A 25,170-nucleotide genomic window follows, 5' to 3' on the forward strand; every position below is an offset into this window, starting at 1 on the left:
CTGTGACTCCTTCAGAGGTGGCTGCGTCGGTCGGTGACGTGACGTTCGTACTCTTCCCGGGCTCTTGCCGCCGACGGGCGAGTGGCCGTCTCGGCCACGGGAACATCCCACCACGCCTGTGCCGGAGGGGGCCCCGACACTGTGTCTGCCGTTTCGGTCTCGACGTAGACACAAGTGGGACGGTCCTCCGCCCGCGCCACCGCGAGGGCTTCCCGCAGCTCACGGACGGTGTCGGCCCGCAGCACCCGCATCCCGAGCGAGGCCGCGTTCGCCGCGAGATCGACGGGGAGCGGCGGGCCGGTGAAGCCGCCGTCGGCGGCACGGTGGCGGTAGGCCGTGCCGAAGCGTTCGCCGCCGACGGACTCGGAGAGGCCGCCGATCGACGCGTAGCCGTGGTTCTGCAGGACGATCAGCTTGACGGGCAGGCCCTGCTGGACGGCGGTGACGATCTCGGTGGGGTTCATGAGGTACGTGCCGTCGCCGACGAGCGCCCAGACCGGGGAGCCGGGGGCCGCCAGCTGGACGCCGATCGCCGCGGGGATCTCGTATCCCATGCAGGAGTAGCCGTACTCGACGTGGTACTGGTGCGGTGACCGGGTCCGCCACAGTTTGTGCAGGTCACCGGGGAGCGAGCCGGCCGCGTTGATCAGGATGTCGTCGTCGGTGACCAGTTCGTCGAGGAGGCCGAGGACCTGGGCCTGGGTGGGGCGGGCGGCCGGGTCCGGGGTGGCGTAGGCGGCGTCGACGCGCTTTTCCCAGGCCGCCTTGGCTTCGGTGTACTCGCTCTCGTAACCGGCGTCCGCGCGGTGGCCTTCCCCGCCGGCCAGGGCCGCGGTCAGGGCTTCGAGTGCGGTGCGGGCGTCGGCGACGAGCGGGAGCGCGCCGAGCTTGTGGGCGTCGAATCCGGTGATGTTGAGGTTGAGGAAGCGCACGTCCGGGTTGGCGAAGAGGGTGGCGGACGCGGTGGTGAAGTCGGAGTAGCGGGTGCCGACCCCGATCACCAGGTCGGCGGTGCGCGCCAGTTCGTCGGCGGTCGCGGTGCCGGTGTGGCCGATGCCGCCGACGTCGGCGGGGTGGTCGTGGCGCAGGGAGCCCTTGCCCGCCTGGGTGGTGGCGACGGGGATCGCGGTGGCGGCGGCGAACGCGGCCAGGGCCTCCTCCGCGGCGCTGTGGTGGACCCCGCCGCCCGCCACGACCAGCGGCCGGCGGGCCGCGCGCACGGCCGCTGCCGCCCGGTCGAGCTCCTGCGGCTCTGGGACCGGCCTGCGTACGTGCCAGACGCGGGCGGCGAAGAACTCCTCGGGCCAGTCGTACGCCTCGGCCTGGACGTCCTGCGGCAGCGCGAGGGTGACGGCACCGGTCTCCGCCGGGTCGGTGAGGACCCGCACGGCCCGCAGCGCGGCCGGGATCAGCGCCTCTGGGCGGTTGATCCGGTCGAAGTAGCGGGAAACGGGGCGCAGGCAGTCGTTGACCGAGACGTCGCCCTGGCCGGGGACCTCCAGCTGCTGGAGCACGGGCTCCGCGGGGCGGGTCGCGAAGGTGTCGCCGGGCAGCAGCAGGACCGGGAGGTGGTTGATGGTGGCGAGGGCCGCCCCGGTGACGAGGTTGGTGGCGCCCGGACCGATGGAGGTGGTGACGGCGTGCGCGGAGAGCCGGCCGGAGCGGCGGGCGTATCCGACGGCGGCGTGCACCATGGCCTGCTCGTTGCGGCCCTGGAGGTAGGGCATGTCGTCCCCGGCCTCCAGGAGCGCCTGGCCGACGCCCGCGACGTTGCCGTGACCGAAGATGCCCCAGGTGGCGCCGATCAGCCGGTGGTGTGCGCCGTCGCGTTCGGTGTACTGGGCGGCGAGGAAGTCCACCAGCGCCTGGGCGGTGGTGAGGCGGCGGGTACTCACGTGTGATCCTCCGGTCCGTAGAACGGGAGCCTGGGGTCCATGGACCCGGACGGCCAGGTGTCGCGGATCCAGCCGTGCTCGGGGTGGTCGCGGATCAGCCACTGCCGCTCGTCGCCGGGGCCCGCCATCACGTTGAGGTAGTACAGCGTGCGGCCGGGCGCGGCGATGGACGGGCCGTGCCAGCCGTCCGGGATCAGGACCGCGTCGCCGCTGCGGACCTCGGCCAGGACGTCCGTACCGCCGGGGCGGGACGGGGACACCCGGTGGTAGCCGAGGCCGTCGTCCGCCACCTCGAAGTAGTAGATCTCTTCGAGCACGCACTCCTCGCCGGGGTGGTCCTCGTCGTGCTTGTGCGGCGGGTAGGAGGACCAGTTGCCGCCCGGGGTGAGGACCTCGACCGCGATCAGCCGGTCGCAGTCGAAGGTGTCGGCGGCGGCGAAGTTGTTGACCTGCCGGGAGCAGGTGCCGGAGCCGCGCAGCTCGACGGGTACCTCCGGCGCGGGGCCGTAGCGAGCGGGGAGTCGTCGCTCGCACTTCGCTCCTGCCAGGGCGAAGCGGCCCCCTGCGCCGGAGGCGATCTGTGCGTGGGCGTCACGCGGTACGTACGCGAAGTCGGATACCCCGCTGAACACGCTTTTCCGGCCCAGCAGTTCAAAGATCTCATCTGAGACGTGCACCGTACAGGCACCCGTCAACGGCAGCACGATCCACTCGCTCTCTCCGGTGACAAGTGTGTGAACACCTCCCGGTTCGAGCTCCAGCACACGCAGTCCCGACCGCTCCCAGCCGGCCTGTTCCGGACCGATGTCGAGGGCGTAGGGACCGCGCGCCGCGCTGCCGGCGGTCACGTGGTACCTCGGTTCTCCGTGCATGGTCATTCCTCTTCCCTACCCGTTTCCCCACCCGTCGCGCCCGGTTCGAGCAGCGATACGGCCGTGTCGACCGCGGCGCCCACGTCACCGTCGGACGGGTAGAGCAGCGACCGCCCCACGACAAGCCCCCGGACGGTCGGCAGTCGCAGCGCGGTACGCCACCTCTCGTACGCGCCGTCCTGGTCCTCGCCCACCTCACCGCCGAGCAGCACGGCGGGCAGCGTGGAGCTCTCCATGACCTGCGCCATGTCCTCGGGCTTCTCGGTGACGGGGACCTTGAGCCAGGTGTACGCGGAGGTGCCGGCGAGCCCGGAGGCGATGGCGATGGAGGTGCTCACCGCGGCGGCGCTCAGGTCGTTGCGGACCTTTCCGCCGGAGCGGCGGCAGAGGAACGGTTCGACGAAGACCGGCAGCCGGTACGCGGCCATGGCGTCGATCGCGCGGGCGGTGGTGTGCATCGTGTCGAGGGAGCCGGGGTCGTCGTAGTCGATCCGCAGCAGCAGCTTGCCCGCGTCGAAGCCGAGCCGGGCGAGATCTTCTGGGCGGTGTCCGGTGAACCGGTCGTCCAGCTCGAAGGCGGCGCCGGCCAGGCCGCCCCGGTTCATCGATCCGATGACGACCTTGTCCTCCAGCGCGCCCAGGAGCAGCAGGTCGTCGAGGATGTCGGCGGTGGCCAGGACTCCGTCGACGCCGGGTCTGGAGAGCGCCAGGCAGAGCCGGTCCAGCAGTTCGAACCGGTTGGCCATGGCGAGCTCCCGCTCCCCGACGGCGAGCGAGCCACGGGCCGGATGGTCCGCGGCGATGATCATCAGCCGCCCGCCGCTGCCGACGAGCGGCCGCCTGCGCCGCCGCGCGGCGGCCTCCGCGACGGCTTCCGGGTGGCGCATGCGCAGGTGGACGAGGTCGGAGACGGAAGCAGCCGGGGCGGTCATGACGCCGCTCCGGATCCGGTGGGGGCGGTTGCGGTGGTGGGCGCGGTTGCGGTGGTGGGCGCGGCGGGTGGGTCCGTCGCGGTCGCTTCCGTCGCGGTCGCGTCCGTTGCGGTCTCGTCCGTCGTCACGCGGCCTGCGGCGAGGGCCGCCTCGACCTCGTGCGGGAACGGCATCGCGGAGGAGCAGGCGAGCCTGGAGGCGACGATGGCGCCCGCCGCGTTGGCGTACCGCATGATGCGGGCAGTGTCCCAGCCGGCGAGCAGGCCGTGGCAGAGCGCGCCGCCGAACGCGTCCCCGGCGCCCAGGCCGTTGACCACCTCGACCGGAAGCGGCGGGACATCGGCCACCGTGCCGTCCCGGTGGACCGCGAGGACACCGCCGGGCCCCTGCTTCACGACGGCCAGCTCGGCCCCGGCGGCCAGCAGGGCGCGTGCCGCGGCGTACGGTTCGCGCTCGCCGGTCGCGATCTCGCACTCGTCGAGGTTGCCCACGGCGACGGTGGCGTGGGCGAGGGCCTCGCGGTAGCGGGCGGAGGCGGCGGGGTGGGGCGAGCCGCTGGGCGGCGCGCTTCCCACGGTGTCCGGCGGGGCGTCTGCCGCGGGGGCCTGCGGGGCGTCTGCCGTGGCGTCCTGCGGGGTGTCCCAGAACATGGGGCGCCAGTCGAGGTCGAAGACCGTGATGCCCGAACGGTTCCTGGCCCGCAGCGCGGCGAGCGTCGCGGAGCAGCTGGGTTCGGCGCAGAGCCCGGTGCCGGTCATCCAGAAGACCCGGGCGGACGCGACGGCCTCCAGGTCCAGTTCCGAGGGGTGGATCTCCAGGTCCGGGGCCTTGGGCATCCGGTAGAAGTAGAGCGGGAAGTCGTCGGGCGGGAAAATCTCGCAGAAGGTGACCGGGGTCGGGTACGCATCGACGGCCGTCACCCATCGGTCGTCCACCCCGAAGTCCCTGAGCTGCTGGTGGAGGTACTCCCCGAACGCGTCCTGCCCCGTCCGGGTCACCACCGCACTGCGCCTGCCCAGGCGCGCCGCCGCGACGGCGACGTTGGTGGGCGAACCGCCGAGGAACTTCCCGAAGGCGTCCACCCGGGCCAGCGGCAGACCCGTCTGCAGGGGGTAGAGATCCACTCCGATCCGGCCCATCGTGATCACGTCGTACGGCTCAGGCATCTGTGTCCCTTCGACGACCCGTGCGGCAGCTGGCGGACGCAACTGTCGTCCCCGGTCTAACTCCTCCCCCGAATGCTGTCAATGATTGGTCCGGACATACGGACTAATGCTTGACACCCGTCTCCCCGGGCGCGGAGGCTGGAGCGCATGACCACCTCCGTACCCCCTCCGGCCCGCATCCGCATCGGCTCCGCGCCCGACTCCTGGGGGGTGTGGTTCCCCGACGATCCGCAGCAGGTGCCCTGGCGGCGCTTCCTCGACGAGGTCTCCACCGCCGGCTACGAGTGGATCGAGCTGGGCCCGTACGGCTACCTCCCGACCGATCCGGCCCGGCTCACCGACGAGACCCGCAGCCGCGGGCTCAGCGTTTCCGCAGGCACCGTTTTCACCGGATTGCACCACGGTCCGGGCGTCTGGGAACGGACCTGGGCGCATGTCGCGGACATCGCGGAGCTCACCCGGGCGATGGGCGCCGACCATCTCGTGGTCATCCCGTCGTTCTGGCGCGACGACAAGACGGGCGAGGTGCTGGAGGACCGCACCCTCACCGCGGAGCAGTGGAGGGACCTCACCACCCAGACGGAGCGGCTGGGGCGCGAGGTGCGGGACCGTTTCGGTCTGCGCATCGTCGTCCACCCGCACGCCGACACCCATATCGACAGCGAGGAGAACGTCAGCCGCTTCCTCGACGCCACCGACCCCTCGCTGGTCTCGCTCTGCCTCGACACCGGGCACTACGCGTACTGCGGCGGCGACAGCGTCAAGCTGATCGAGACCTACGGTGAACGGATCGGCTATCTGCACCTGAAGCAGGTCGACCCGGAGATCCTGGCCGAAGTGGTGGCGAACGAGGTGCCGTTCGGGCCGGCCGTGGCGCGCGGGGTGATGTGCGAGCCGCCGGGCGGGGTGCCCGCCCTGGCGCCGGTGCTGGACGCCGCCCGCCGACTGGACGTGGACCTGTTCGCGATCGTCGAGCAGGACATGTACCCGTGCCCGCCCGACGCGCCGTTCCCGATCGCCCGCCGCACCCGGGAGTTCCTGCGCTCCTGCGGCGGCCCGGGGCAGGCCGCCCGACCCGCCTGACGGCGCGCTTCGGGCTCAGGCGGTCAGGCGGTCAGGCGGTCAGGCCGATTCGGCGGTCAGGCCGATTCGGTGCGGGCCGGGGCGCCGAAACGGGCCAGGCAGTGCCAGACCTTCTTCAGCGACTGTGCCGCGTAGCGGCCGGTGCGGTCGGCCTCCCCGATGATCCGGGGATCGAGCAGTCCGCCCCGGGAGATCTCCACGCCGAGGTCGACGAACTCCTGCCCCCGGTAGTCCGCGTGGCGGCGCAGCTCCGCCACGGTCAGGCGGAACCCGCCGTGCCATTCCGTACGGCAGGGCAGCCGTCGCGCGGCCTCCTCGACGGCGGTGCCCCGGAAGCTCGGGTCGAGGACCAGCGCCTCCGGATGGCGGTCGAGCAGGACCGGGCCGTGCACCTGCGCCTCGATGTAGTCGTCGAGCGCGTCCCGGCTGTCGGACTCCGCGCGTTCGATGAGGTTCATCCGGCCGGCGACGCCGAAGTCCGAGGGCTCGGCGGCGCTGTCCGGGTAGCAGAAGGTGGCCCGCTCAAGCGCCTGCGCGGTCAGCCTGAAGTGCGCCGACCCGAACCGTGGCGCCGCCCCGGTCTCCTGACGCCGGAAGTTCAACGCCCCGTACACCGGCCGCTGCTCGCCGGGCACGCCGTCGTACGCGCCGCCGAAGATCCGGCTCTCCCAGCGCCACCGGTCGCCGCCCGGATGGGCGGTCAGCCCGCCGTTGCTGGTGCCGGTGACGAACTGCGAACGGTAGACGCCGTCCTGGGCGAGCGCGGCCAGGATCGGGCGGCCGCCCGCCATCCGGTCCGGGTGGAAGTTCAGCGTGAGCGGTACGGAGCGGTCCAGCGGCTGCCCGGAGGAGAGGGAGGCCACATGGCTCAGGGCACGCGCCTGCGCCGAGCCCGGCGGACAGGAGCCGAGGGAATGCGGAGAGGAGCCGAGGGAGAAGGAGGGTATGGGGTACGGGGGCGGGGAGTCGACGGTCACGGGCGCAGTCTCGCGCAACGCGGCCCGCCCCTGCCTCCGGTTTACGAGGCGTCCGGCTCCGCAGGCCGACCGTCCTGGGTGCCCTGCGCGTCCTGGGCGTCCTGTCCGCCCTGGGTGTTCTGCCCGTCCAGCGCGACGGCCTCCGCGTCCTTCGACAGGTTCACCGCCTGGAGCAGGCTCAGGCTCCGCTCTGCCGTGCGCAGCGCCTTGACCGCGGCCACGGCACGGGGCGGGCCCTCGTACCCTGCCGATGCCATCCTGCGCAGCGCCCAGCGGCCGCGCAGCTCCGCGTCCGGAACAGCACCGGCCTCCGCGGTGAGGGCCATGGCCCTTTCCAGGCCGGGGCGTTCCTCGGCGGGTGCGGTGTCCAGAGCCTGCCGGAGCACGGTGGTGATGTCGTCCGCCTCGCGCAGCACGAGAACGGCCATGTTCTGCTTCCCAAAACCAGTCATGGAATGATCGTGCCCGGAGTCGGTCTCGGTATCACCGCAGTTGAGGCACATCTGAGGTGCAGATTCCGGAACACGCGGTCCCGCAGGCGCGGAGGGTGGTTTTGCACCAGTGCACTCCTTTCGTCACAGAGATCACTCCCTCGTCACACATATCTCCATTACGCGGGTCTTTCGTCACAGGCACTCGACAGCCCCTCCCCGCCTCTCATCCCGCTCGTTCACCCGGACACAGGCTGAGTGATCGTCGGCGTCGATGCCGCAGTTCCCCCGACGGCTCCCAGGCTGCCGCTGCGGCAGAGAGAGGTGTCACCCATGACGGACAGAAGGCTCTGGTCCTACAAGGACATTGCCGCTCACATCCGGGTGCAGCCGGACACCGTCCGCTCCTACCGGAAACACGGTCTCCTTCCGCCACCGGATCACGTGGAGGGCGGCAAGCCGTACTGGTACGCGGACACCATCCGCACCTGGGTCACCACCCGCCCCGGCAACCGGGGCCGCCGTGACTGACCCGCCCCGGCGCCGTCCCTACCCGGCGCCGCCCGGTTCTCCCGTCGGCGGCTACGTCCCGCTGGTCACTCTGTCCCGCCCGGCGGCGGGCTGCGGTATCTCCTCGGCCGCCGGCTGTGCGGGCTCTCCTTCGCTCAGGCCGAATCGGCGGTGGAACGCCCGCAGTGGTGCCGGGGCCCACCAGGTGACCCGGCCCATCAGCTTCATCACGGACGGGACCAGCAGGCTGCGCACGACCATGGCGTCCATCAGCACGGCCAGTGCGATGCCCAGGCCCAGCATCTTGGTGTTGGTCACCCGTGAGGTGCCGATCGCGACCATCACCACCGCGAGGATCACGGCCGCCGCGGTGATCAGACCGCCGGTGTGCCGCAGTCCGAACGCGACCGAGTGCTCGTGGTCGCCGGTCCTGTCGTACTCCTCCTTGATCCGGGAGAGCAGGAACACCCCGTAGTCCATGGAGAGTCCGAAGGCGACGCAGAACATCAGCACCGGCAGTGTCGTCTCTATGTCCCCGGTGCTGGTGAAGGCGAGCGGCCCGGACAGATGCCCGTCCTGGAACACCCAGACGACGGCTCCGAACATCGCCGTGAGGCTCAGGGCGTTGAGCACGACGGCCTGGAGGGGGATCAGCACGCTTCCGGTGAGCAGGAAGACCAGCAGCAGGGTCACCACCACGATGATGCCCACCGCCCAGGGCAGCCGGTCCGCGATGGCGGCCTTCGAATCGACCAGTACGGCGGCGGTACCGGTCACCGAGGTGTCGAAGGGGGCGGGCTCGGCCCGGAGATCCTTCACGAGCGCCTGCGACTCCTCCCCCACCGACGCCTCCTTCGGCAGCACGTTGAAGTAGGCAGAACGTCCCTCGACGACCGGCCCTTCGACCCGCAGGGCGCCCGGGAGTGCCGCGATCCGGCTGCGGTACTCGGCGTACTGGGCCGGTGTCGCGGCCCCTTCCGCGAGGACTTCGAGGCCTCCCCCTGGACTGCCGGGGAACCCGTCCCTGATGTGTTCCTGGACCACGCGCGACTCGGCGGAGGCCGGCAGCTGGCGGTCGTCCGCGGTACCGAACCTCACCCCCAGGAAAGGCAGTCCGAGCAGCACGAGCCCCACGCTCGTAGCCACGGCGAAGAGCGGCGCCCGGCGCATCACGAGTGCGGCGAACCGTCCCCATCCCCTGCCCGGCCCAGTCGCGGCGGACGGCTCCGCACGCCCCCGGCGCAGCATCTTCCGCAGGTCCAGGGAGTTGACCCGGGGGCCGAGCAGCATCAGCGCGGCCGGCAGGAGGATCAGCGCGGCAGCCGCGGCCAGCACCACCACCGCGATGCCCGCATAGGCGAACGAACGCAGGAAGTACTGCGGGAAGACCAGCATCGCCGCGAGCGAGACCGCGACGGTCAGCGCGGAGAACAGGACGGTCCGCCCCGCCGTGCGCAAGGTCGTACCCACCGCCTCGCGCGTCTGCGCACCGGCCGCGAGCTCCTCGCGGAACCGGCGCACGATGAACAGGGCGTAGTCGATGGCCAGCCCCAGGCCGAGTGCGGTGGTGAGGTTCTGGGCGAAGACCGAGACATCGGTGAGTTCGGTGATGCCGCGCAGCACGGCGTTGGTGCCCAGGATCGCGACGATGCCGACCCCCAGCGGCAGCAGAGCGGCGATCGCGCTGCCGAAGACCATGACGAGCAGTACGAGCGTGACCGGCAGGGCGATCATCTCGGCCCGCAGCAGATCGTCCTGGATGATCGTCTGCATCTCGTGGCGTACCGCGACGGGCCCACCGACCGAGACCTCCACCGGTCCGTGCGCACCGCGGTACTTCGGGGCCAGCCGGTCCAGGACCTCCCCCGCCGCCTTCTCGTCGCCCTCGATCCGGGCCGCGATCAGCGCCTCCCGCCCGTCCTCCGCACGCAGGGCGGGCGTCTTGCTCTGCCAGTAGGAGCCGACGCCCGTGACGTCCTTCTCGCCTGCCAGCCGCTCGGTGAGGCGCGCCGCCTCCGCGGCGACGGCCGGATCGTCGACGGAGACGCCGCCGCTGTCGAGGAGCAGCAGCAGATTCGGCTGGGACGCCGGGAACTCGCGCTCCAGGGCCTTGGTCGTATAGGTCGATTCGGCGTTCGGGGACTCCCAGCCGCCGCTGCCCATCCGGTCCGCGACCCCGCTGCCGGCGAAGACCGCGAGCGCCGTGATCACGAGGGCCGCCAGCAGCGCGAGCCGTGGCCGCGCGGTGACGAAGCGGGTCCAGCCCCCGATGCGCTCCGAGCCGTTGACGTGAGGCATGGTGCCGTGTCCCCTTTTCCCCCGGATCCAGGCACCCGGGCGGCAGCGCGAGGCGGCTGCGCAGGGCAGCATGGATCAGTCGTTGCCACATACACTGGCAAACACGAGCCATCGCTCGCGTTCCACAAGAATGCGAGCGGCCACTCGTGTTTGTCAACCGCACACGAAAGCTGGGGATACACCGTGTCGGAGTCCGGACCCGCCGCCGCCCGCCCACGCCGCCGCCAGGCCCGCGGCGAGGCCCGCATCGCCCAGCTCCTCAGGGCCGCCTCCAGCGTGTTCTGCGCGAGCGGCTACACCGCGGCGAGCACCAACGCCATCGCCCGGGAGGCCGGGGTCTCGCCGGGCACGCTCTACCAGTTCTTCCCCAACAAGGAGGCCATCGCGGTCGAGCTGGGCGACCGGCTCCTGAGCCGCTGGCAGGAGACGTACGGAGCCGCGTTCCTCCCGAACCACTTCGAACTCCCGCTGGACCGGTTGCTCGACGCCATCCTCGACCCGCTCATCGAGTTCAACTGCGAGAACCCGGCCTTCACGGTCCTGATGCACGGCTCCGAGATCCCCGGCACGATCACGCAGGACCACGACGCCATCCACACGGCGATGCTGACCCGGGTCGAGACGATCCTCGCCGGCTACCTCCCGAGCGCCCCTTCCGCCGACCTCACCCGCGTCGCCGCGATGCTCTTCGCCCTCTTCAAGGCGGGGCTGGACGTGATCATGGCGCACGAGGGCGAGGAGCGGGCGGCGTACACCAAGGAGCTCAAGACGGCCCTCTTCCGCTACCTCGAACCGATGGTCTGCTAGACCGGCCCCACCAGCACACCCACCGCCGCACCCATCACCGGGCCCATCGCCGCGCCCCCGCCTCCCCTAATGGCCGCCGGCGGCTCGCGCCGCTCGCATTCATACCCCCTAGGGGTATAGTGTGGTGGGTGTGGAGGCGCACCGGCCTTCCCGGAACCCTCCCGGGCGCCAGCCTCCACACCCACCATGTGCCCGTCGAAGAGGAGAAAACGATGACCGCCGAGACCCAGCTCCCCCAGGCGAACGGCCAGGCGACCGGCTCCTGCTGCTCCCCCAGCGGCTCCTGCCACGACGGCGCGAGCGCCGACGCGAAGCAGGGCGGCGTGACCACGGTCTACCAGGTCACCGGCATGACCTGCGGACACTGCGAGGGCGCCGTTTCCGAGGAGATCTCCGGAATCGAGGGCGTCACCTCGGTGAAGGCGGTGGCGTCCACCGGCCAGGTGACGGTGACCTCCCAGGCACCGCTGGACGAGGACGCCGTACGCGCCGCCGTCGACGAGGCCGGTTACGAGCTCGCCGGCCGGGCCTGACCGCCAAAAGCCCCACGCTCCACTCCACCCGCATCACCCCTTCGCCGCCGGGCCGGACCGACCAGCAGATACTGGTGGAGTACGGCCCGGTCGGCGTTTCAGGAGTTCGGACATGCACAGCGCGACAGAGACCGAAGCCCCGGCAGCGGAGAGCTCGGAGGCCGAGTTCATGATCGGCGGGATGACCTGCGCCTCCTGCGCGGCCCGCGTCGAGAAGAAGCTGAACCGGATGGACGGGGTCACCGCCACCGTCAACTACGCCACCGAGAAGGCCCGGGTCCGCTACGGCCCGGAGACCGGCGTCGCGGATCTGATCGCGACCGTCCGGAAGACGGGCTACACGGCGGAACCGGTCCACCGCCCCGCACCGACCCCGACCCCGACCCCAACCAAAGCACCGACCACGGCCCCGGCCCCGAGCCAAGAGACACCGCGGACGCCCGAGACAGCCAAGACACCTGAGACGCCTGAGACGCCTGAGACGCCCACGCCCCCGGACCCTGCAGACGTCCCCGACAACTCCACCGCCTCCGACCCCGACACCACCCCCGGCCCCGGCCCCGGCCCCGATCACGATCCCAGCCCCGACACCGCCCTCGCCTCGCTGCGTCAGCGGCTCGTCGTGTCGGCCGTCCTCGCCGTCCCCGTCGTCCTGCTCGCGATGATCCCGGCCCTCCAGTTCGACAACTGGCAGTGGCTCTCGCTCACCCTGGCCGCCCCCGTCGTCGTCTGGGGCGGGCTGCCCTTCCACCGGGCCACCTGGACGAACCTCCGGCACGGCGCGGCCACCATGGACACCCTCGTCTCGGTGGGCACCCTCGCGGCCTTCGGCTGGTCGCTCTGGGCGCTGTTCCTCGGTGACGCCGGAATGCCCGGCATGCGGCACGGCTTCGACTTCACGGTCTCGCGCACGGAAGGCTCCTCCACGATCTACCTGGAGGTGGCCGCCGGAGTCATCACGTTCATCCTGCTGGGCCGCTACCTGGAGGCGAGGTCTAAGCGGAAGGCCGGTTCCGCCCTGCGGGCCCTGATGCACCTGGGCGCCAGGGACGTCGCGGTGCTGCGCGACGGCACCGAGGTACGCGTCCCGGTCGCCCGGCTCGCGGTCGGTGACCGCTTCGTGGTCCGGCCCGGCGAGAAGGTCGCCACCGACGGCACGGTCGTCGAGGGCGCCTCCGCGGTGGACGCGTCCATGCTCACCGGCGAATCCGTCCCGGTGGACGTGGTGGCCGGGGACTCCGTCACCGGCGCCACCGTGAACGTCTCCGGCCGGCTCGTCGTCGAGGCCACCAAGGTCGGCGCCGACACCCAGCTGGCCCGGATGGCCCGGCTCGTCGAGGACGCGCAGAACGGCAAGGCCGAGGTGCAGCGGCTCGCGGACCGGATCTCGGCGGTGTTCGTCCCCGTGGTCATGCTGATCGCCCTGGTCACCCTGATCGCCTGGCTGCTGGCCACGGACGACGTGACGGCCGCTTTCACCGCCGCCGTCGCCGTACTGATCATCGCCTGCCCCTGCGCCCTCGGCCTGGCGACCCCCACCGCCCTCATGGTCGGCACCGGACGCGGCGCCCAGCTCGGCATCCTCATCAAGGGCCCCGAAGTCCTGGAGACCACCCGCCGCGTCGACACCATCGTCCTCGACAAGACCGGCACCGTCACCACCGGCAAAATGACCCTCCAGACCGTCCACACCACCCCCGGCACCACAGAAACCGACATCCTGCGCCTCGCCGGAGCACTGGAACACGCCTCCGAACACCCCATCGCCCAAGCCGTCGCCACCGGAGCCACCGAACGCACCACCACCCCCCTCCCCACCCCCGAGGACTTCAGCAACATCCCCGGCCTCGGCGTCCAGGGCGCCATCGAGGGGTACAAGGTGCTCGTCGGCCGCCCGCGGCTGCTCACCGAAGCCGGAATCGGCCTTCCGGATGTGCTGACCGCGGCTCTGACCGAAGCGGCCGCGCAGGGACGTACGGCAGTTGCCGTCGCCTGGGACGGTGAGGCGCGGGGCGTCCTCGAAGTCGCCGACGCGGTCAAGGAATCCAGCGCGGCGGCCGTCGCGGACCTCCGCGCACTCGGCCTGACACCGGTCCTGCTGACCGGCGACAACCGCGCGGTGGCTGAGTCCGTGGCCCGCGCGGTCGGGATCAACGAGGTACGGGCCGAGGTGCTTCCCGAGGAAAAGGCGCACGTCATCGAGGGGTTGCAGGCCGAGGGACGTGTGGTCGCGATGGTCGGGGACGGGGTCAATGACGCCGCCGCACTGGCCACCGCCGATCTCGGTCTGGCGATGGGAACCGGCACGGACGCGGCGATCGAGGCGAGCGATCTGACGCTGGTTCGTGGAGATCTCAAGGTGGCCGCCGATGCCATCCGGCTCTCACGGCGTACTCTGGCCACCATCAGGGGCAACCTTTTCTGGGCATTCGGTTACAACGTTGCTGCTCTACCCCTTGCGGCATTTGGCCTGCTCAACCCTATGATTGCAGGAGCGGCGATGGCGTTGTCATCAGTCTTCGTCGTAACGAACAGCCTGCGCTTGCGGTCCTTCACGTAACGTCCACAAAGAGATCTAGATCACACCGATTCAGGGGTAACCATTCGGTGGGTTCGCGAGTCTAAGAGTGCGATGCCAAAGGATGTCTTGGGGGACGTCCGACGGAGGGTCTTGGGGGACGCTCCGGGCAAGCGTTGGCCGGGGCACGTGCACCGGGGAGCTTTGAGCGGCCCTCCCGTCGGTACGTACCCCGGCAGACCGCCGGCAGGCAGGCTGTACAAGAGGTAAGCGCAGGACACGCAGTACCCGAGGAACCCAGGAGCTTCGGCTCCCACTGAACGCCCGGCCGGATCCCGTGGGGGGAATCCGCTCCGGGATATGGGAAGCGCCTCGCTGTCGGCCCGTGGGGGGATCGACGGCGGGGCGCTTCTCGCATGTACGGCCGGGCCCGCACGCCGTCCCGCCCAGCCCGGAAAAGCAGATCGCCCCGGACACCGCGCTCTGTGCGAAAGCGCGGCAGTCGGGGCGAAGGCAACCGGCCGGGAGGGCCGGGGGTGAGGCAGGGGTGGTCCGGGGCTCAGCGGCCCTCGACCGGGACGAAGTCGCGCAGGACCTCTCCGGTGTAGATCTGGCGCGGGCGGCCGATGCGGGAACCCGGCTCCTTGATCATCTCGTGCCACTGGGCGATCCAGCCCGGAAGCCGGCCGATCGCGAAGAGCACGGTGAACATCTCGCTCGGGAAGCCCATGGCCCGGTAGATGAGACCGGTGTAGAAGTCCACGTTGGGGTAGAGGTTGCGCGAGACGAAGTACTCGTCGGAGAGCGCGTGCTCCTCCAGCTTGAGCGCGATGTCGAGCAGCTCGTCGGACTTGCCGAGCGAGGAGAGCACATCGTGGGCCGCGGCCTTGATGATCTTGGCGCGCGGGTCGAAGGACTTGTACACCCGGTGGCCGAAGCCCATCAGGCGGACGCCGTCCTCCTTGTTCTTCACCTTGCTGATGAAGGAGTCGACGTCGCCGCCGTTGGCCTGGATGCCCTCGAGCATCTCCAGCACCGACTGGTTGGCGCCACCGTGCAGGGGGCCCCACAGCGCCGAGATACCGGCGGAGATCGAGGCGAACATGTTCGCCTGCGAGGAGCCGACCAGACGCACGGTGGAGGTCGAACAGTTCTGCTCGTGGTCCGCGTGCAGGATGAGCAGCTTCTCCAGCGCCGAGACGACGACCGGGTCCGGCACGTACTCCTGGGCCGGGACCGAGAAGGTCATGCGCAGGAAGTTCTCGACGTAACCGAGGTCGTTGCGCGGGTAGACGAACGGGTGACCGATCGACTTCTTGTACGCGTACGCCGCGATGGTCGGCAGCTTGGCCAGCAGCCGGATCGTCGAGAGGTGACGCTGCTCCTCGTCGAACGGGTTGTGGCTGTCCTGGTAGAACGTGGACAGCGCGCTGACGACCGAGGACAGCATGGCCATCGGGTGGGCGTCGCGCGGGAAGCCGTCGAAGAACCGCTTGACGTCCTCGTGCAGCAGCGTGTGCTGAGTGATCTCGTTCTTGAAGGTCGACAGCTCGTCGACCTTCGGAAGCTCACCGTTGATGAGCGTGTACGCGACTTCGAGGAACGTCGATTGCTCGGCGAGCTGCTCGATCGGGAAGCCGCGGTACCGCAGGATGCCCTGCTCGCCATCGAGGTAGGTGATGGCGGATTTATAAGCAGCGGTGTTGCCGTATCCGCTGTCCAGCGTCACCAGGCCGGTGTTCGCCCGGAGCTTCCCGATGTCGAAGCCCTTGTCGCCGACGGTGCTGTCGATCACCGGGTAGGTGTACTCGTCATCGCCGTACCGCAGTACTACAGAGTTGTCGCTCACGTCATCCCTCACCGACGTAGTGCCTCTTCTTCGAGGTTCCCTGACTGTCTCTACCCTCCCCCATTTGGCTCAGGAGAGTGCACTCGGGGTCGTCCATTGGACCTACTCGCGGCACTGAGTGCCGCGAACTTATTCATCCTGCCCCCTTGACTGCGGTTCCGGAAGACCTCCGTGATGTTTCCCACCGATTTGATCGATCATTTTTTCGGCAGATCCTCCTTCCACACCTCCCCGCAGCCGGTAATCCAGCGCTGTGCAACGCCTGCCTGCGGAAACCGTGCGGACCGCCTGCCCGATCGCCTGCCGCGAGCCGACCAGGACGACGAGCTTCTTCGCCCTCGTCACGGCCGTGTAGAGCAGGTTGCGCTGGAGCATCATCCAGGCGCTCTTCGTCACGGGGATGACGACGGCCGGGTACTCGCTGCCCTGGGAACGGTGGATCGTCATGGCGTACGCGTGGGACAGCTCGTCCAGCTCGTCGAAGTCGTAACCGATCTCCTCGTCCTCGTCCGTGAGGACGGTCAGCCTCTGCTCGTCGGCGTCGAGGGCGGTGACCACGCCGACGGTGCCGTTGAAGACACCGTTCTCGCCCTTGTCGTAGTTGTTGCGGATCTGGGTGACCTTGTCGCCCACCCGGAACACCCGGCCGCCGAACCGCTTCTCGGGCAGATCGGGGCGGGCGGGCGTGATGGCCTGCTGGAGCAGACCGTTGAGATGGCCCGCACCGGCCGGGCCGCGGTGCATCGGGGCGAGTACCTGCACGTCACGGCGGGGGTTCAGACCGAACTTCGCTGGGATGCGGCGGGCCGCGACATCGACCGCGAGCACCCCCGCGTCCTGGGTCTCGTCCTCCACGAAGAGGAAGAAATCGCTGAGCCCCTGGGTGAGCGGCGGGAGTCCGGAGTTGATCCGGTGGGCGTTGGTGACGACGCCGGACTGCTGGGCCTGGCGGAAGATGGTGGTCAGCCGGACCGCCGGGACGGGCCCGCCGTCGGCCAGCAGATCCCGCAGCACCTCCCCCGCGCCGACCGACGGCAGCTGGTCCACGTCCCCGACGAGCAGCAGATGGGCACCGGGTGCCACCGCCTTGACGAGCTTGTTGGCGAGCAGCAGATCGAGCATCGACGCCTCGTCCACGACGACCAGATCGGCGTCCAGCGGCCGGTCCCGGTCGTACGCCGCGTCGCCGCCCGGTTTCAGTTCGAGCAGCCGGTGCACGGTGGAGGCCTCGGCCCCCGTCAGCTCGGAGAGCCGCTTCGCCGCCCGCCCGGTCGGCGCGGCCAGCACCACCTTGGCCTTCTTGGCGCGCGCCAGCTCCACGATGGACCGGACGGTGAACGACTTCCCGCAGCCGGGCCCGCCCGTCAGCACCGCGACCTTCCGGCTGAGCGCGAGGCGCACCGCCGCCTCCTGCTCGGGCGCCAGAGTCGCGCCGGTACGGCCCGCGAGCCACTTCAGCGCCTTGTCCCAGTCCACGCCCCCGAAGGCCGGCATCCGCTCCTCCGGCGTCCGCAGCAGCCGCCGCACCTGGGCGGCGAGCGCGATCTCGGCCCGGTGGAAGGGCACCAGGTAGACGGCGGTGACCGGCTCGCCGCCCTCGGGCGAGGGCACCTTCTCCCGTACGACGCCCTCCGGGTCCTCGGCCAGTTCGGCGAGGCACTCGATGACAAGGCCGGTGTCCACCTGGAGCAGCTTCACCGCGTCCGCGATCAGCCGTTCCTCGGGCAGGAAGCAGTGGCCCTGGTCGGTGGACTGCGACAGCGCGTACTGGAGCCCGGCCTTGACCCGTTCCGGGCTGTCGTGCGGGATGCCGACCGCCTGGGCGATCTTGTCGGCGGTGAGGAAGCCGATGCCCCACACGTCGGCGGCCAGCCGGTAGGGCTCGTTCCGCACGACGGAGATCGAGGCGTCCTCGTACTTCTTGTAGATGCGGACGGCGATGGACGTCGAGACGCCGACGCCCTGGAGGAAGACCATGACCTCCTTGATCGCCTTCTGCTCCTCCCAGGCGGCGGCGATCATCTTCGTCCGCTTCGGTCCGAGCCCCGGCACCTCCACGAGCCGTTTCGGCTGCTGCTCGATGATGTCGAGGGTGTCGACGCCGAAGTGGGTGGTGATCCGGTCGGCCATGACGGGGCCGATGCCCTTGATGAGACCGGAGCCGAGGTAGCGGCGGATGCCCTGGATGGTGGCGGGGAGGATCGTCGTGTAGTTCTCGACGGTGAACTGCTTGCCGTACTGCGAGTGCGAGCCCCAACGCCCCTCCATCCGCAGCGACTCGCCGGGCTGCGCCCCGAGCAGCGACCCGACGACGGTGAGCAGGTCGTTGCTCCCCCGCCCGGTGTCGACGCGCGCGACCGTGTACCCGTTCTCCTCGTTGGCGTACGTGATGCGCTCGAGTACGCCTTCCAGGACGGCCATGTTGGGCGTGGACGATGTCGTGGAGGACATGGTGGACATGTCCGTGACGGTACCGGGCGGGGCTGACATCACGCGGTCCGGTAGCCGGCCGAAAGCCCTTCCGGGGAACCGGCGGTGCACGCCCTGCCGTCGGAGAGGGCAACGGAGTGGACCACGACGACGAAGTAGTGGGGGCTACGGCATGGGTACGGGGGACGACGACGGCGAGGGCGACGCGAGCCTGGAGGAGAGTGCGCAGGAACTCCCGGAGGCGCCGATGAAACGGCCGACCGTCCAGGAGTTGCTGGTGATCTTCGGGACTCCCCTTGCGATCTGCGCTGTCGTGGCGCTGCCCTTCCGCTCGGCCCTGTACGTGCTCTTCGCGGGGAGGTCCGCGACGCTCGCCTCCGCATGGAGCTGCAGCGCGGGAACCGGTGTGACGGCGCCGGCCCCGTCCTGCGAAGCGTCGTGGGAGTTCCCCGACGGCAGCACCGGTGCCGGGACGGTCCACTCCGCGTCGGCCGGCTCCGGCGACACCGTGCTCGCGGCCGGCGACGGGGCCTACACCTCACTCGCCTCGGTGTGGAACTCCGCGTGGTTCTACTTCTTCCTCGTGGCGGTGTCGGTGGTGGCGACAGCGATCACCTGGATCAGCCACTACCGGCAGGACCAGCGGGAGCGGACGCGCCGGCTGCGGGAACCGTTCGAGTACGTCCCCGGATACCGGGCCTTCGCCGACGATCCGGACGAGACTCCGGAGGGCCGTGGGACGGAGAGCCACGACGGCCCGTAACACTTGGTGTTACGGTGATGGCATGGCAACCGAGCGCTTTTCGATCAGCATGTCGGCCGAGGTCCGCGACCGGATCAGAGAGCACGCCGCGGACGTCGGCCTCGATGTCTCCACCTTCCTCACGATCGCCGCACAAGCACAAATGGACCAGCAGGACCGCGTCAGGAGGATCTTCAAGCCGTTCGAGGACGCCCGCGCGGAGGCCGAGGAACAAGCGGGCACAGGTACCTGGGCGGGTGACGAGATCGAGTTGACCAAGGAAGAGCGGGCGGAGATCGCCGCTGTTCTCGGCCGGTCCGCCCACGATGAAGCCGCCGCGTGAAGGTCGTCGTCTACGACACCGGCATGCTGATGGCGCTGGTGAGTCAGGATCGTCGGGCACACACCTTGCACAAGGGTTTTGTCGCAGCCGGCGGACACCAGCCGATCGTCCCCGGCCCCGCCCTGTCGCAGGCATGGCGAACCAGCCCCAAGACCGCCTACGCGTGGAAGCGTCTTCTCGCCGACGTCGTCGTGTATCCCGGAGCCAGGACCCGCGTCACCACGGATCAGGTGCCTCGCTGCCTCCCTTGTGCGGGGGGAATGACCATCGAGGGCTGGAAGACCGTCGGGGACATGATCGGCACGGCCGCGCTCCCTCCCAAGAAGCGTCCTGATCCAGTGAATGCCCTGGCCGTCTTCGTCGCGGCAGCCCACGGCGGAGGCTCCGTGCTGACCTCGGACGCCGACGACATCGAGGCGTATGCCGCCACGCTAAGCGGAGTTGATGTGGCCGCCGTGCGCATCTGACGCGCAAGTCCGTCCGCGACCACCCGCCCCGCTCGCCCCGATACCGCACTGACCACGACACCTGCCTCAGGATCGCCGAGGAGTTCGGGGCGCAAGGCATCCGTATGCTCCCGGCCATGAGATTCTTCCGGCCGCGCGGCCGAAGCGACGCCGAACGCATGGTGGGAACGCCTGTGGGCGAGGCCCAGGCCCTGTACGAAGCAGGGCGTTACGCCGAGGCGGAGGCCGCTTCCCTCGCCGTGGCCCGGTCGCGGCCGCGCGACGACGAGTACGCGGCGGTGGCGCTGAACTTCGCCGCGCTCGCGGCGGGCGCCCAAGGTCGCCACGCCGAGTCACTCGCCACTTACGACGAAGCCCTGGCCGCTTTCAGCCGGGCGTTCGGAGCCGACCACTGGCTGACCCTGAAGCTGCGCTCGGACCGCGCCCAGCAAAGGATCTCGCTCGGACAGCACGCCGAATGCGAGGCAGAATGCAGGGCCATCGTCGAGGCCGCGAGCCGCGGTACCGGCCCGGAATGGTCAGTGCTGGCAGCGGCGGCCCGCAATGGGCTGATCTTCGCCCTCAACGCACAGGGACGTCACCAGGAGGCCGAGGCGCTCGCCCGCGAGTCCCTGGCCGACTATCCCGAACGTAACCGGGCGGCTCTCGTCCTGCGACTCGGCCTGGCTCGCAGCCTCAATGGCCAAGCCCGCCACGAAGAGGCCCTCACCGAGGCACGCCGTTCCGGCAAGCTGTACCGCTCTCTGCCCGAACACCAGCGCACCCCGGATGTGGGTGCCGTTGAACTGGTCTCTGCTACAGCCCTGTTGGGATTGCTCCGTACTACCGACGCCCGGCGTCAGGCCACAGCCGCTCACGACGCCTGCCTGGCCTCGTTCGGCCCGGACCACCGCCGCACCGTCGAAGCCCGAACGCTGCTCGAACATATAGACGACACTCGGCCATAGGCGAACGCTGTTGATGGCCGGACTCGACCACGCCGGACCGGGAGCGGTGCCCCAGCCCGGCGGTCAGCCCGCCACCGCGGTGAGGGAGCGGTGGTGCTTCGGGGTCTCGATCTCGTCGATCAGCGCGACCGCGAGGTCCGCGTAGGAGAAGGACGGGGCGGCGTCGGCCATCACCTGCTCGCCGCCCGTCCGGTACCGACCGATGCGGGGGGCCTCGTCGTCGAGCAGCACGGGCGGCGGGGCGATGACGAGCCAGTCGATGCCGGTCTCGGCGGCGCGGAGCACGTCGAGTTCGGCGGAGTGCCCGAGGGAGAAGGCCCGCGCCTCCTCGGGGAAGCCGGGAGCGTCGTGGACGGCCACGCCGGGCGCGGTCTCCAGGACGGACCCGATGCCGATGAGCACCAGCCGGCCGACGCCCGCCCGCGCCAGCCCGTCCAGCAGGGCGTGCGCCGCGCTCACGTAGAAGTCCCGCGACGGCACGTCCATCCGGCCGGCCGCGCTGATCGCGGCGTCGTGCCCCGCCGCGGCCTCCGCGACACCGTCCGCCCGCGTGACATCACCGGCGACGACGCTGACGCCGTCACCGGCCGGCCCCGTGTACGCGGCCACGTCCCGCACGACGGCCGTGACCTGATGCCCACGGGCGACGGCCTCCGCAACGGCCCGCCGCCCGGCCCGTCCACCGGCTCCGAAGACAATGATCCTGCTGCTCATGGAGATCCCCTCACCAAGGCCCGCGGACCGCCGGCCGATGGGGCGGACGCTAGCCCCGCACCCCGTGGTTTCCGCAACGATAGTTACGTACGCTCGCCAGGGTGAGCCAACCACTTGATCCCGAAATGTTCACCGGCTGCTCCCACACCACGTCGCCGTTCCGGATCGGCGGCAAATGGACCCCGAAGATCATCCGGTGCCTGGAGTCCGGCCCGCGGCGCTTCTCCGAACTGGAGGTCCCGCTGCGCGGCATCACGCCGAAGGTGCTGACGGAGACCCTGCGCTCGATGGAACGGGACGGCCTGATCACCCGCACCGTCGGAGCCGGGGTACCGCCCCGGGTGGACTACGAACTGAGCCCGCTCGGCCGTACGTTGCTCGACCCGATGGCCGCCTGCTGCGCGTGGGCGGCAGAGCATCTGCCGACACTCCTCGACGCGCGGGACGCCCACGGCTCCGCCGGCTCACCAGCCGTCGATGTCGAGGCCGGCCCCCGTCAGGCCCAGCCGTGATCCCCGGCTCTCCGCGACCCGCATGGCAGTCCGGAGCGACTCGGTCAACCGGCTGGCGAGGAAGTGCAGTTCCACTCCGGTGGCCTTCCGGTCCGCCAGGAGCTCGGTCGCGTGCCCGATCAGATCACCCGCCATAGCGAGCTGGATGTTCTCGAAGCCGTCCGCCATCCGCGACACGTACCCGGTGCCGTCCCCGATGACGTAACACGGCTTGTCGTCCTGCCCCGTCCAGGGCAGCTGCCTGATCCCGGCGGCCTCGCGCCCGTTGTGCTTCATGTCGACCTTCTTCTCCCGATTCCGATCCCGATGACGAGTTCAATGCTTTGTGTAGCGAACCCATCACAGAGTGGGGTCACGGATCGCTACGCTGCCAGGGGGTCGGGGATGACAGCGCGTCCGTCAAGACGGGGAGTCGGATCACGTGGGAACGAAGCGAAGGCCGCGTACGCCTCGGGAGAAGTACGGCGAGGAGCTGAAGCTGCGGCGTATCGCGGCGGGGCTGACGCAGGAGGCGCTGGGCGAGATGGTGGTGTGCTCGCCCACGCTGATCAGTCACTACGAGGCCGGGCGACGGCTGCCGAGCCCGGAGGACGCGCAGCGGATCGACCGCGCACTGGACACGGACGGGTTCTTTGCCCGGTGGCTGGAGGACCTGGACTCGAAGTACGCCGACCACTTCGCGTCCGTGGCCGACCTGGAAAAGCAGGCGACGCTCATCCAGCAGTTCGCGCTCTCACTCGTGCCGGGGCTGCTCCAGACGGAGGGCTATGCGCGAGCGCTGTTCCAGGCGGTCAGTCCGAACTACCGCCCGGAAGACGTTGACAAGGACGTTGTCATTCGAACGGCCCGTGCCCGCATCCTCGACGGACCGCTGGCCCCCACCCTGTGGACGATGCTGGACGAAGCGGTACTACGACGGCAGGTCGGCGGCCCCAAGGTCATGGCAGAGCAGCTGGACAAGATCGCAGACATGGCCGAGACCGGACGACTCCGGCTTCATGTGCTTCCGTTCGGGACGGGAGCACACTCTCTGCAAGAGGGCCTGGCATCCCTGATGAGCTTCGCGGACGCGCAACCAGTGGCCTACGTCGAGGGCTACTTGACGGGCAATCTGATGGACGATCCACTGATGGTGAAGGCATGCCGTACGGTCTACGATCTTGCCCTGAGCGATGCGATGTCGCATCAGGAATCACTTGCCCTTGTGCGAGCGGCAGCAGAGGATCACGAACATGGCCAGCAGTAAGCGGAGTGTCGCGAACTCATCCACTCTCTCTGGATGGTTCAAGTCCAGTTACAGCGGCGGAAGCCAGGGAGACTGCCTGGAGGTCGCCGCCGGCCATGCCGCCGTCCCCGTCCGCGACAGCAAGTCCCCCGCAGGCCCCGCCATTGTCTTCGCCACAGCAGGCTGGGCCTCCTTCGTCATCGCCGTCAAGAGAGGCGAGCTGGCGGTCTGACACGTCGAGGGCTCCGGCGGCACATCTCGGAGGAACACGAACATGCACAACGCTGAGCACAGGTTCACCGGCTGGTACAAGTCCAGCTATAGCGGGGGCTCCAACGGCGAGTGCCTTGAGGTCGCGGGCGGCTACGCCTCCGTCCCCGTACGCGACAGCAAGGCGGGCCCGGCCGGGCCCGCTGTCGTCTTCTCCACGGACGGCTGGGCGTCGTTCGTCGCCGCGGTCAAGCACGGGCAGCTGACCGCCTGATACTTCGCGGGCCCCGGCGCTGCGTCGGGCGGCAGCCGGAAAACATCCCCCGGCGGCGTCCACGACACCCCCGTAAAGGCCCTCCGGGGCCCGTGGAGCGGCCCGCGTGCCGGATGCGGAACGAGGGTGTCGGGCCGCTCCTCCCGCCGCGCCGCAGGCTCTGCGAGGCACCCCGCACGCATAGGCTGACCTGGCCTTACGCCGGTAACCCTCCTAAACTTCCCTCATCGGGAAGGGGGGTTCCGGATGGACCGGAATGTGCGCTCGGTCGAGGACGTTCTGCGGCTCATGGACGACCTGTTCGCACCCGAGGCGGACCGGTGGACGGAGAAGGCCGGGAACTGGTGGGACGGGTTCTACGAGGACCGGTCGAAGCCCGTGCCGTTCTTCGTGGCGAAGCCCGACGAGACGCTCGTCTCCTACGTGGAACGTGGCCTGGTCACCCCGGGGCGCGCGCTCGACCTGGGCTGCGGCCCCGGACGCAACGCCCTGTACCTCGCCTCGCTCGGCTTCGAGGTGGACGCGGTCGATCTGTCGCCCGGGGCCGTCGCCTGGGCCGGGGAACGCGCCGGGGAGGCGGGTGCGGACATCCGGTTCCACTGCGGGGACGCCTTCGCCGAGGGTGCACCGCAGGGACCGTACGACCTGATCCACGACTCCGGGTGCTTCCACCATCTGCCGCCGCACCGCCGGATCACGTATCTCGCGTACGTGGACCGGGTCCTGGCGCCCGGCGGGCAGCTGTCGCTCGGCGCCTTCGCCTCCGGGGAGATGGGCTCGGAACTGCCCGACGTCGAGCTCTACCGGACGGCGCGCCTGCACGGCGGTCTGGCGTACACCGCGGAGTCGCTGCGCTGGATCTTCACGGGCCCGGAAGGGGTGACGGGAGGCCTGGAGGAGGTCGAGCTGCGCCGGATGCGAGACGAGCCGGCCGAATCTCCGTGGTTCGGGGAGGAGTTCATGTGGGGAGCGCTGTTCCGGAGGCCCGGGGAGGACCGCGCCGGGCGCTGACCGCCGGGGCACCGGGACTGTCAGGACGTCTGCTTGTCGCCACCGCTGGGTGCGTGGCTCAGGTCCACGACACAGAAGATGTTGTCGTCCGGGTCGGCGAGCACAACGAAGTCGGGATCGGGAGGGTAGTGGTCCCAGTCGACGGTTCGCGCGCCAAGACCGACCAGCCGCTGGACCTCCGTCCGTTGTTCCTCGGCCGTGTCCGTGAAGAGGTCCAGGTGGACACGGGGATGCTGTTCGGCCGGAGAGCCGCTGCGCATCAGGCCGAGGGCCCGGCCGGAGCCGTCGGCGTACATGAGCGTCCGCCACGTCTCGGTCTTCCACTCCTCGGCGGCGACCAGGTTCAACGCCTCGGTCCAGAAGGCCACTGCGCGGGGGATGTCCGTTACACCGATGACGGTGATTCCTAGTCTCAGCATGGGCG

The 25,170-nt window shown here is 70.2% G+C and carries 26 protein-coding genes; 14 read left to right on the forward strand and 12 right to left on the reverse strand.

Translation table 11 applies throughout. The annotated features are described in order from the left end of the window. Positions 1-11 precede the first annotated feature (11 nt). The 4 genes from iolD to iolC are packed head-to-tail and all read right to left on the reverse strand — an operon-like array spanning position 12 to position 4,865. Complete coding sequence (gene iolD, locus OG892_RS13035) at positions 12-1,895, reverse strand: 3D-(3,5/4)-trihydroxycyclohexane-1,2-dione acylhydrolase (decyclizing) (protein ID WP_371629218.1); 1,884 nt, start codon at positions 1,893-1,895, stop codon at positions 12-14. Continuing rightward, on the reverse strand, positions 1,892-2,773 hold the full coding sequence (gene iolB, locus OG892_RS13040) for a 5-deoxy-glucuronate isomerase (protein WP_073739609.1): 882 nt from the start codon (positions 2,771-2,773) through the stop codon (positions 1,892-1,894). Before iolB ends, iolD begins: the two co-directional genes overlap by 4 nt. Beyond that, entirely contained in the window at positions 2,770-3,699 is a 930-nt protein-coding gene (locus OG892_RS13045) for a deoxyribose-phosphate aldolase (protein WP_371629219.1), read from the reverse strand. The genes iolB and OG892_RS13045 overlap by 4 nt, the downstream gene beginning before the upstream one ends. After that, a complete protein-coding gene (iolC, locus tag OG892_RS13050; RefSeq protein WP_371629220.1) occupies positions 3,696-4,865 on the reverse strand; it encodes a 5-dehydro-2-deoxygluconokinase in 1,170 nt (389 codons plus the stop codon). The genes OG892_RS13045 and iolC overlap by 4 nt, the downstream gene beginning before the upstream one ends. A gap of 147 nt (positions 4,866-5,012) precedes the next feature. Between iolC and OG892_RS13055 the strand changes: the two genes are divergently transcribed. Then, the gene (locus tag OG892_RS13055) at positions 5,013-5,948 is read left to right on the forward strand and encodes a sugar phosphate isomerase/epimerase (protein ID WP_328867045.1); all 936 of its coding nucleotides are present in this window, start codon (positions 5,013-5,015) and stop codon (positions 5,946-5,948) included. Positions 5,949-6,004: 56 nt separating this feature from the next. Here OG892_RS13055 and OG892_RS13060 read toward each other — a convergent pair whose 3' ends face one another. Together OG892_RS13060 and OG892_RS13065 are read right to left on the reverse strand one after the other, a co-directional pair. Continuing rightward, entirely contained in the window at positions 6,005-6,811 is an 807-nt protein-coding gene (locus OG892_RS13060) for a DUF3626 domain-containing protein (RefSeq protein ID WP_328868466.1), read from the reverse strand. A 155-nt stretch (positions 6,812-6,966) separates the two neighbouring features. Beyond that, the gene (locus tag OG892_RS13065) at positions 6,967-7,377 is read right to left on the reverse strand and encodes a hypothetical protein (RefSeq protein WP_328867044.1); all 411 of its coding nucleotides are present in this window, start codon (positions 7,375-7,377) and stop codon (positions 6,967-6,969) included. A 312-nt stretch (positions 7,378-7,689) separates the two neighbouring features. Here OG892_RS13065 and OG892_RS13070 point away from each other — a divergent pair, with 312 nt between their 5' ends. Then, positions 7,690-7,887, forward strand: a complete 198-nt coding sequence (locus OG892_RS13070; protein ID WP_073739601.1) for an AlpA family transcriptional regulator — start codon at positions 7,690-7,692, stop codon at positions 7,885-7,887. Between the two features lie 51 nt (positions 7,888-7,938). On the opposite strand, the gene OG892_RS13075 is transcribed toward OG892_RS13070, so the two are convergent. Further along, positions 7,939-10,164 (reverse strand): MMPL family transporter, encoded by a 2,226-nt coding sequence (locus OG892_RS13075; protein WP_328867043.1) that lies wholly within the window; start codon positions 10,162-10,164, stop codon positions 7,939-7,941. A 183-nt stretch (positions 10,165-10,347) separates the two neighbouring features. Here OG892_RS13075 and OG892_RS13080 point away from each other — a divergent pair, with 183 nt between their 5' ends. The 3 genes from OG892_RS13080 to OG892_RS13090 all read left to right on the forward strand — a co-directional run bounded on the left by OG892_RS13080 (position 10,348) and on the right by OG892_RS13090 (position 14,064). Next, the gene (locus OG892_RS13080; protein ID WP_371629221.1) at positions 10,348-10,971 is read left to right on the forward strand and encodes a TetR family transcriptional regulator; all 624 of its coding nucleotides are present in this window, start codon (positions 10,348-10,350) and stop codon (positions 10,969-10,971) included. 212 nt (positions 10,972-11,183) lie between these two features. Next, a complete protein-coding gene (locus OG892_RS13085; RefSeq protein WP_073739595.1) occupies positions 11,184-11,504 on the forward strand; it encodes a heavy-metal-associated domain-containing protein in 321 nt (106 codons plus the stop codon). A gap of 112 nt (positions 11,505-11,616) precedes the next feature. Next, complete coding sequence (locus OG892_RS13090) at positions 11,617-14,064, forward strand: heavy metal translocating P-type ATPase (protein WP_371629222.1); 2,448 nt, start codon at positions 11,617-11,619, stop codon at positions 14,062-14,064. A gap of 517 nt (positions 14,065-14,581) precedes the next feature. Here the strand turns inward: OG892_RS13090 and OG892_RS13095 are convergent. Further along, the gene (locus OG892_RS13095) at positions 14,582-15,871 is read right to left on the reverse strand and encodes a citrate synthase (RefSeq protein ID WP_073739591.1); all 1,290 of its coding nucleotides are present in this window, start codon (positions 15,869-15,871) and stop codon (positions 14,582-14,584) included. 129 nt (positions 15,872-16,000) lie between these two features. Continuing rightward, positions 16,001-18,322 (reverse strand): ATP-dependent RecD-like DNA helicase, encoded by a 2,322-nt coding sequence (locus OG892_RS13100; protein ID WP_371631628.1) that lies wholly within the window; start codon positions 18,320-18,322, stop codon positions 16,001-16,003. 151 nt (positions 18,323-18,473) lie between these two features. Here OG892_RS13100 and OG892_RS13105 point away from each other — a divergent pair, with 151 nt between their 5' ends. The 4 genes from OG892_RS13105 to OG892_RS13120 all read left to right on the forward strand — a co-directional run bounded on the left by OG892_RS13105 (position 18,474) and on the right by OG892_RS13120 (position 20,800). Next, entirely contained in the window at positions 18,474-19,064 is a 591-nt protein-coding gene (locus tag OG892_RS13105; protein ID WP_371629223.1) for a hypothetical protein, read from the forward strand. A 22-nt stretch (positions 19,065-19,086) separates the two neighbouring features. After that, positions 19,087-19,386, forward strand: coding sequence for a hypothetical protein (locus OG892_RS13110; protein WP_371629224.1), 300 nt, complete (start codon positions 19,087-19,089; stop codon positions 19,384-19,386). Next, positions 19,383-19,853, forward strand: a complete 471-nt coding sequence (locus OG892_RS13115) for a hypothetical protein (protein WP_371629225.1) — start codon at positions 19,383-19,385, stop codon at positions 19,851-19,853. Before OG892_RS13110 ends, OG892_RS13115 begins: the two co-directional genes overlap by 4 nt. A 116-nt stretch (positions 19,854-19,969) precedes the next feature. After that, positions 19,970-20,800, forward strand: coding sequence for a tetratricopeptide repeat protein (locus tag OG892_RS13120; RefSeq protein WP_371629226.1), 831 nt, complete (start codon positions 19,970-19,972; stop codon positions 20,798-20,800). A gap of 63 nt (positions 20,801-20,863) precedes the next feature. Here the strand turns inward: OG892_RS13120 and OG892_RS13125 are convergent, their stop codons facing one another. Next, positions 20,864-21,514, reverse strand: a complete 651-nt coding sequence (locus OG892_RS13125; protein ID WP_371629227.1) for an NAD(P)-dependent oxidoreductase — start codon at positions 21,512-21,514, stop codon at positions 20,864-20,866. A gap of 101 nt (positions 21,515-21,615) precedes the next feature. Here OG892_RS13125 and OG892_RS13130 point away from each other — a divergent pair, with 101 nt between their 5' ends. After that, positions 21,616-22,026 carry a winged helix-turn-helix transcriptional regulator gene (locus OG892_RS13130; RefSeq protein WP_371629228.1) on the forward strand — a complete coding sequence of 137 codons (411 nt, stop codon included), beginning with the start codon at positions 21,616-21,618 and terminating at the stop codon, positions 22,024-22,026. Here OG892_RS13130 and OG892_RS13135 read toward each other — a convergent pair. Further along, positions 21,979-22,302 carry a hypothetical protein gene (locus tag OG892_RS13135; RefSeq protein WP_371629229.1) on the reverse strand — a complete coding sequence of 108 codons (324 nt, stop codon included), beginning with the start codon at positions 22,300-22,302 and terminating at the stop codon, positions 21,979-21,981. The genes OG892_RS13130 and OG892_RS13135 overlap by 48 nt on opposite strands. A gap of 145 nt (positions 22,303-22,447) precedes the next feature. Between OG892_RS13135 and OG892_RS13140 the strand changes: the two genes are divergently transcribed. The 4 genes from OG892_RS13140 to OG892_RS13155 all read left to right on the forward strand — a co-directional run bounded on the left by OG892_RS13140 (position 22,448) and on the right by OG892_RS13155 (position 24,746). Beyond that, positions 22,448-23,272, forward strand: a complete 825-nt coding sequence (locus OG892_RS13140; RefSeq protein WP_371629230.1) for a Scr1 family TA system antitoxin-like transcriptional regulator — start codon at positions 22,448-22,450, stop codon at positions 23,270-23,272. Then, the gene (locus OG892_RS13145) at positions 23,259-23,483 is read left to right on the forward strand and encodes a DUF397 domain-containing protein (protein WP_328867033.1); all 225 of its coding nucleotides are present in this window, start codon (positions 23,259-23,261) and stop codon (positions 23,481-23,483) included. The genes OG892_RS13140 and OG892_RS13145 overlap by 14 nt, the downstream gene beginning before the upstream one ends. A gap of 42 nt (positions 23,484-23,525) precedes the next feature. Next, the gene (locus OG892_RS13150; RefSeq protein ID WP_371629231.1) at positions 23,526-23,735 is read left to right on the forward strand and encodes a DUF397 domain-containing protein; all 210 of its coding nucleotides are present in this window, start codon (positions 23,526-23,528) and stop codon (positions 23,733-23,735) included. Positions 23,736-23,981: 246 nt separating this feature from the next. Continuing rightward, on the forward strand, positions 23,982-24,746 hold the full coding sequence (locus OG892_RS13155) for a class I SAM-dependent methyltransferase (protein WP_371629232.1): 765 nt from the start codon (positions 23,982-23,984) through the stop codon (positions 24,744-24,746). A 20-nt stretch (positions 24,747-24,766) separates the two neighbouring features. Here the strand turns inward: OG892_RS13155 and OG892_RS13160 are convergent, their stop codons facing one another. After that, positions 24,767-25,165, reverse strand: coding sequence for a VOC family protein (locus OG892_RS13160; RefSeq protein WP_371629233.1), 399 nt, complete (start codon positions 25,163-25,165; stop codon positions 24,767-24,769). Positions 25,166-25,170 lie beyond the last annotated feature (5 nt).

Source organism: Streptomyces sp. NBC_00341, assembly GCF_041435055.1.
In the GTDB taxonomy this organism is placed as follows: domain Bacteria; phylum Actinomycetota; class Actinomycetes; order Streptomycetales; family Streptomycetaceae; genus Streptomyces.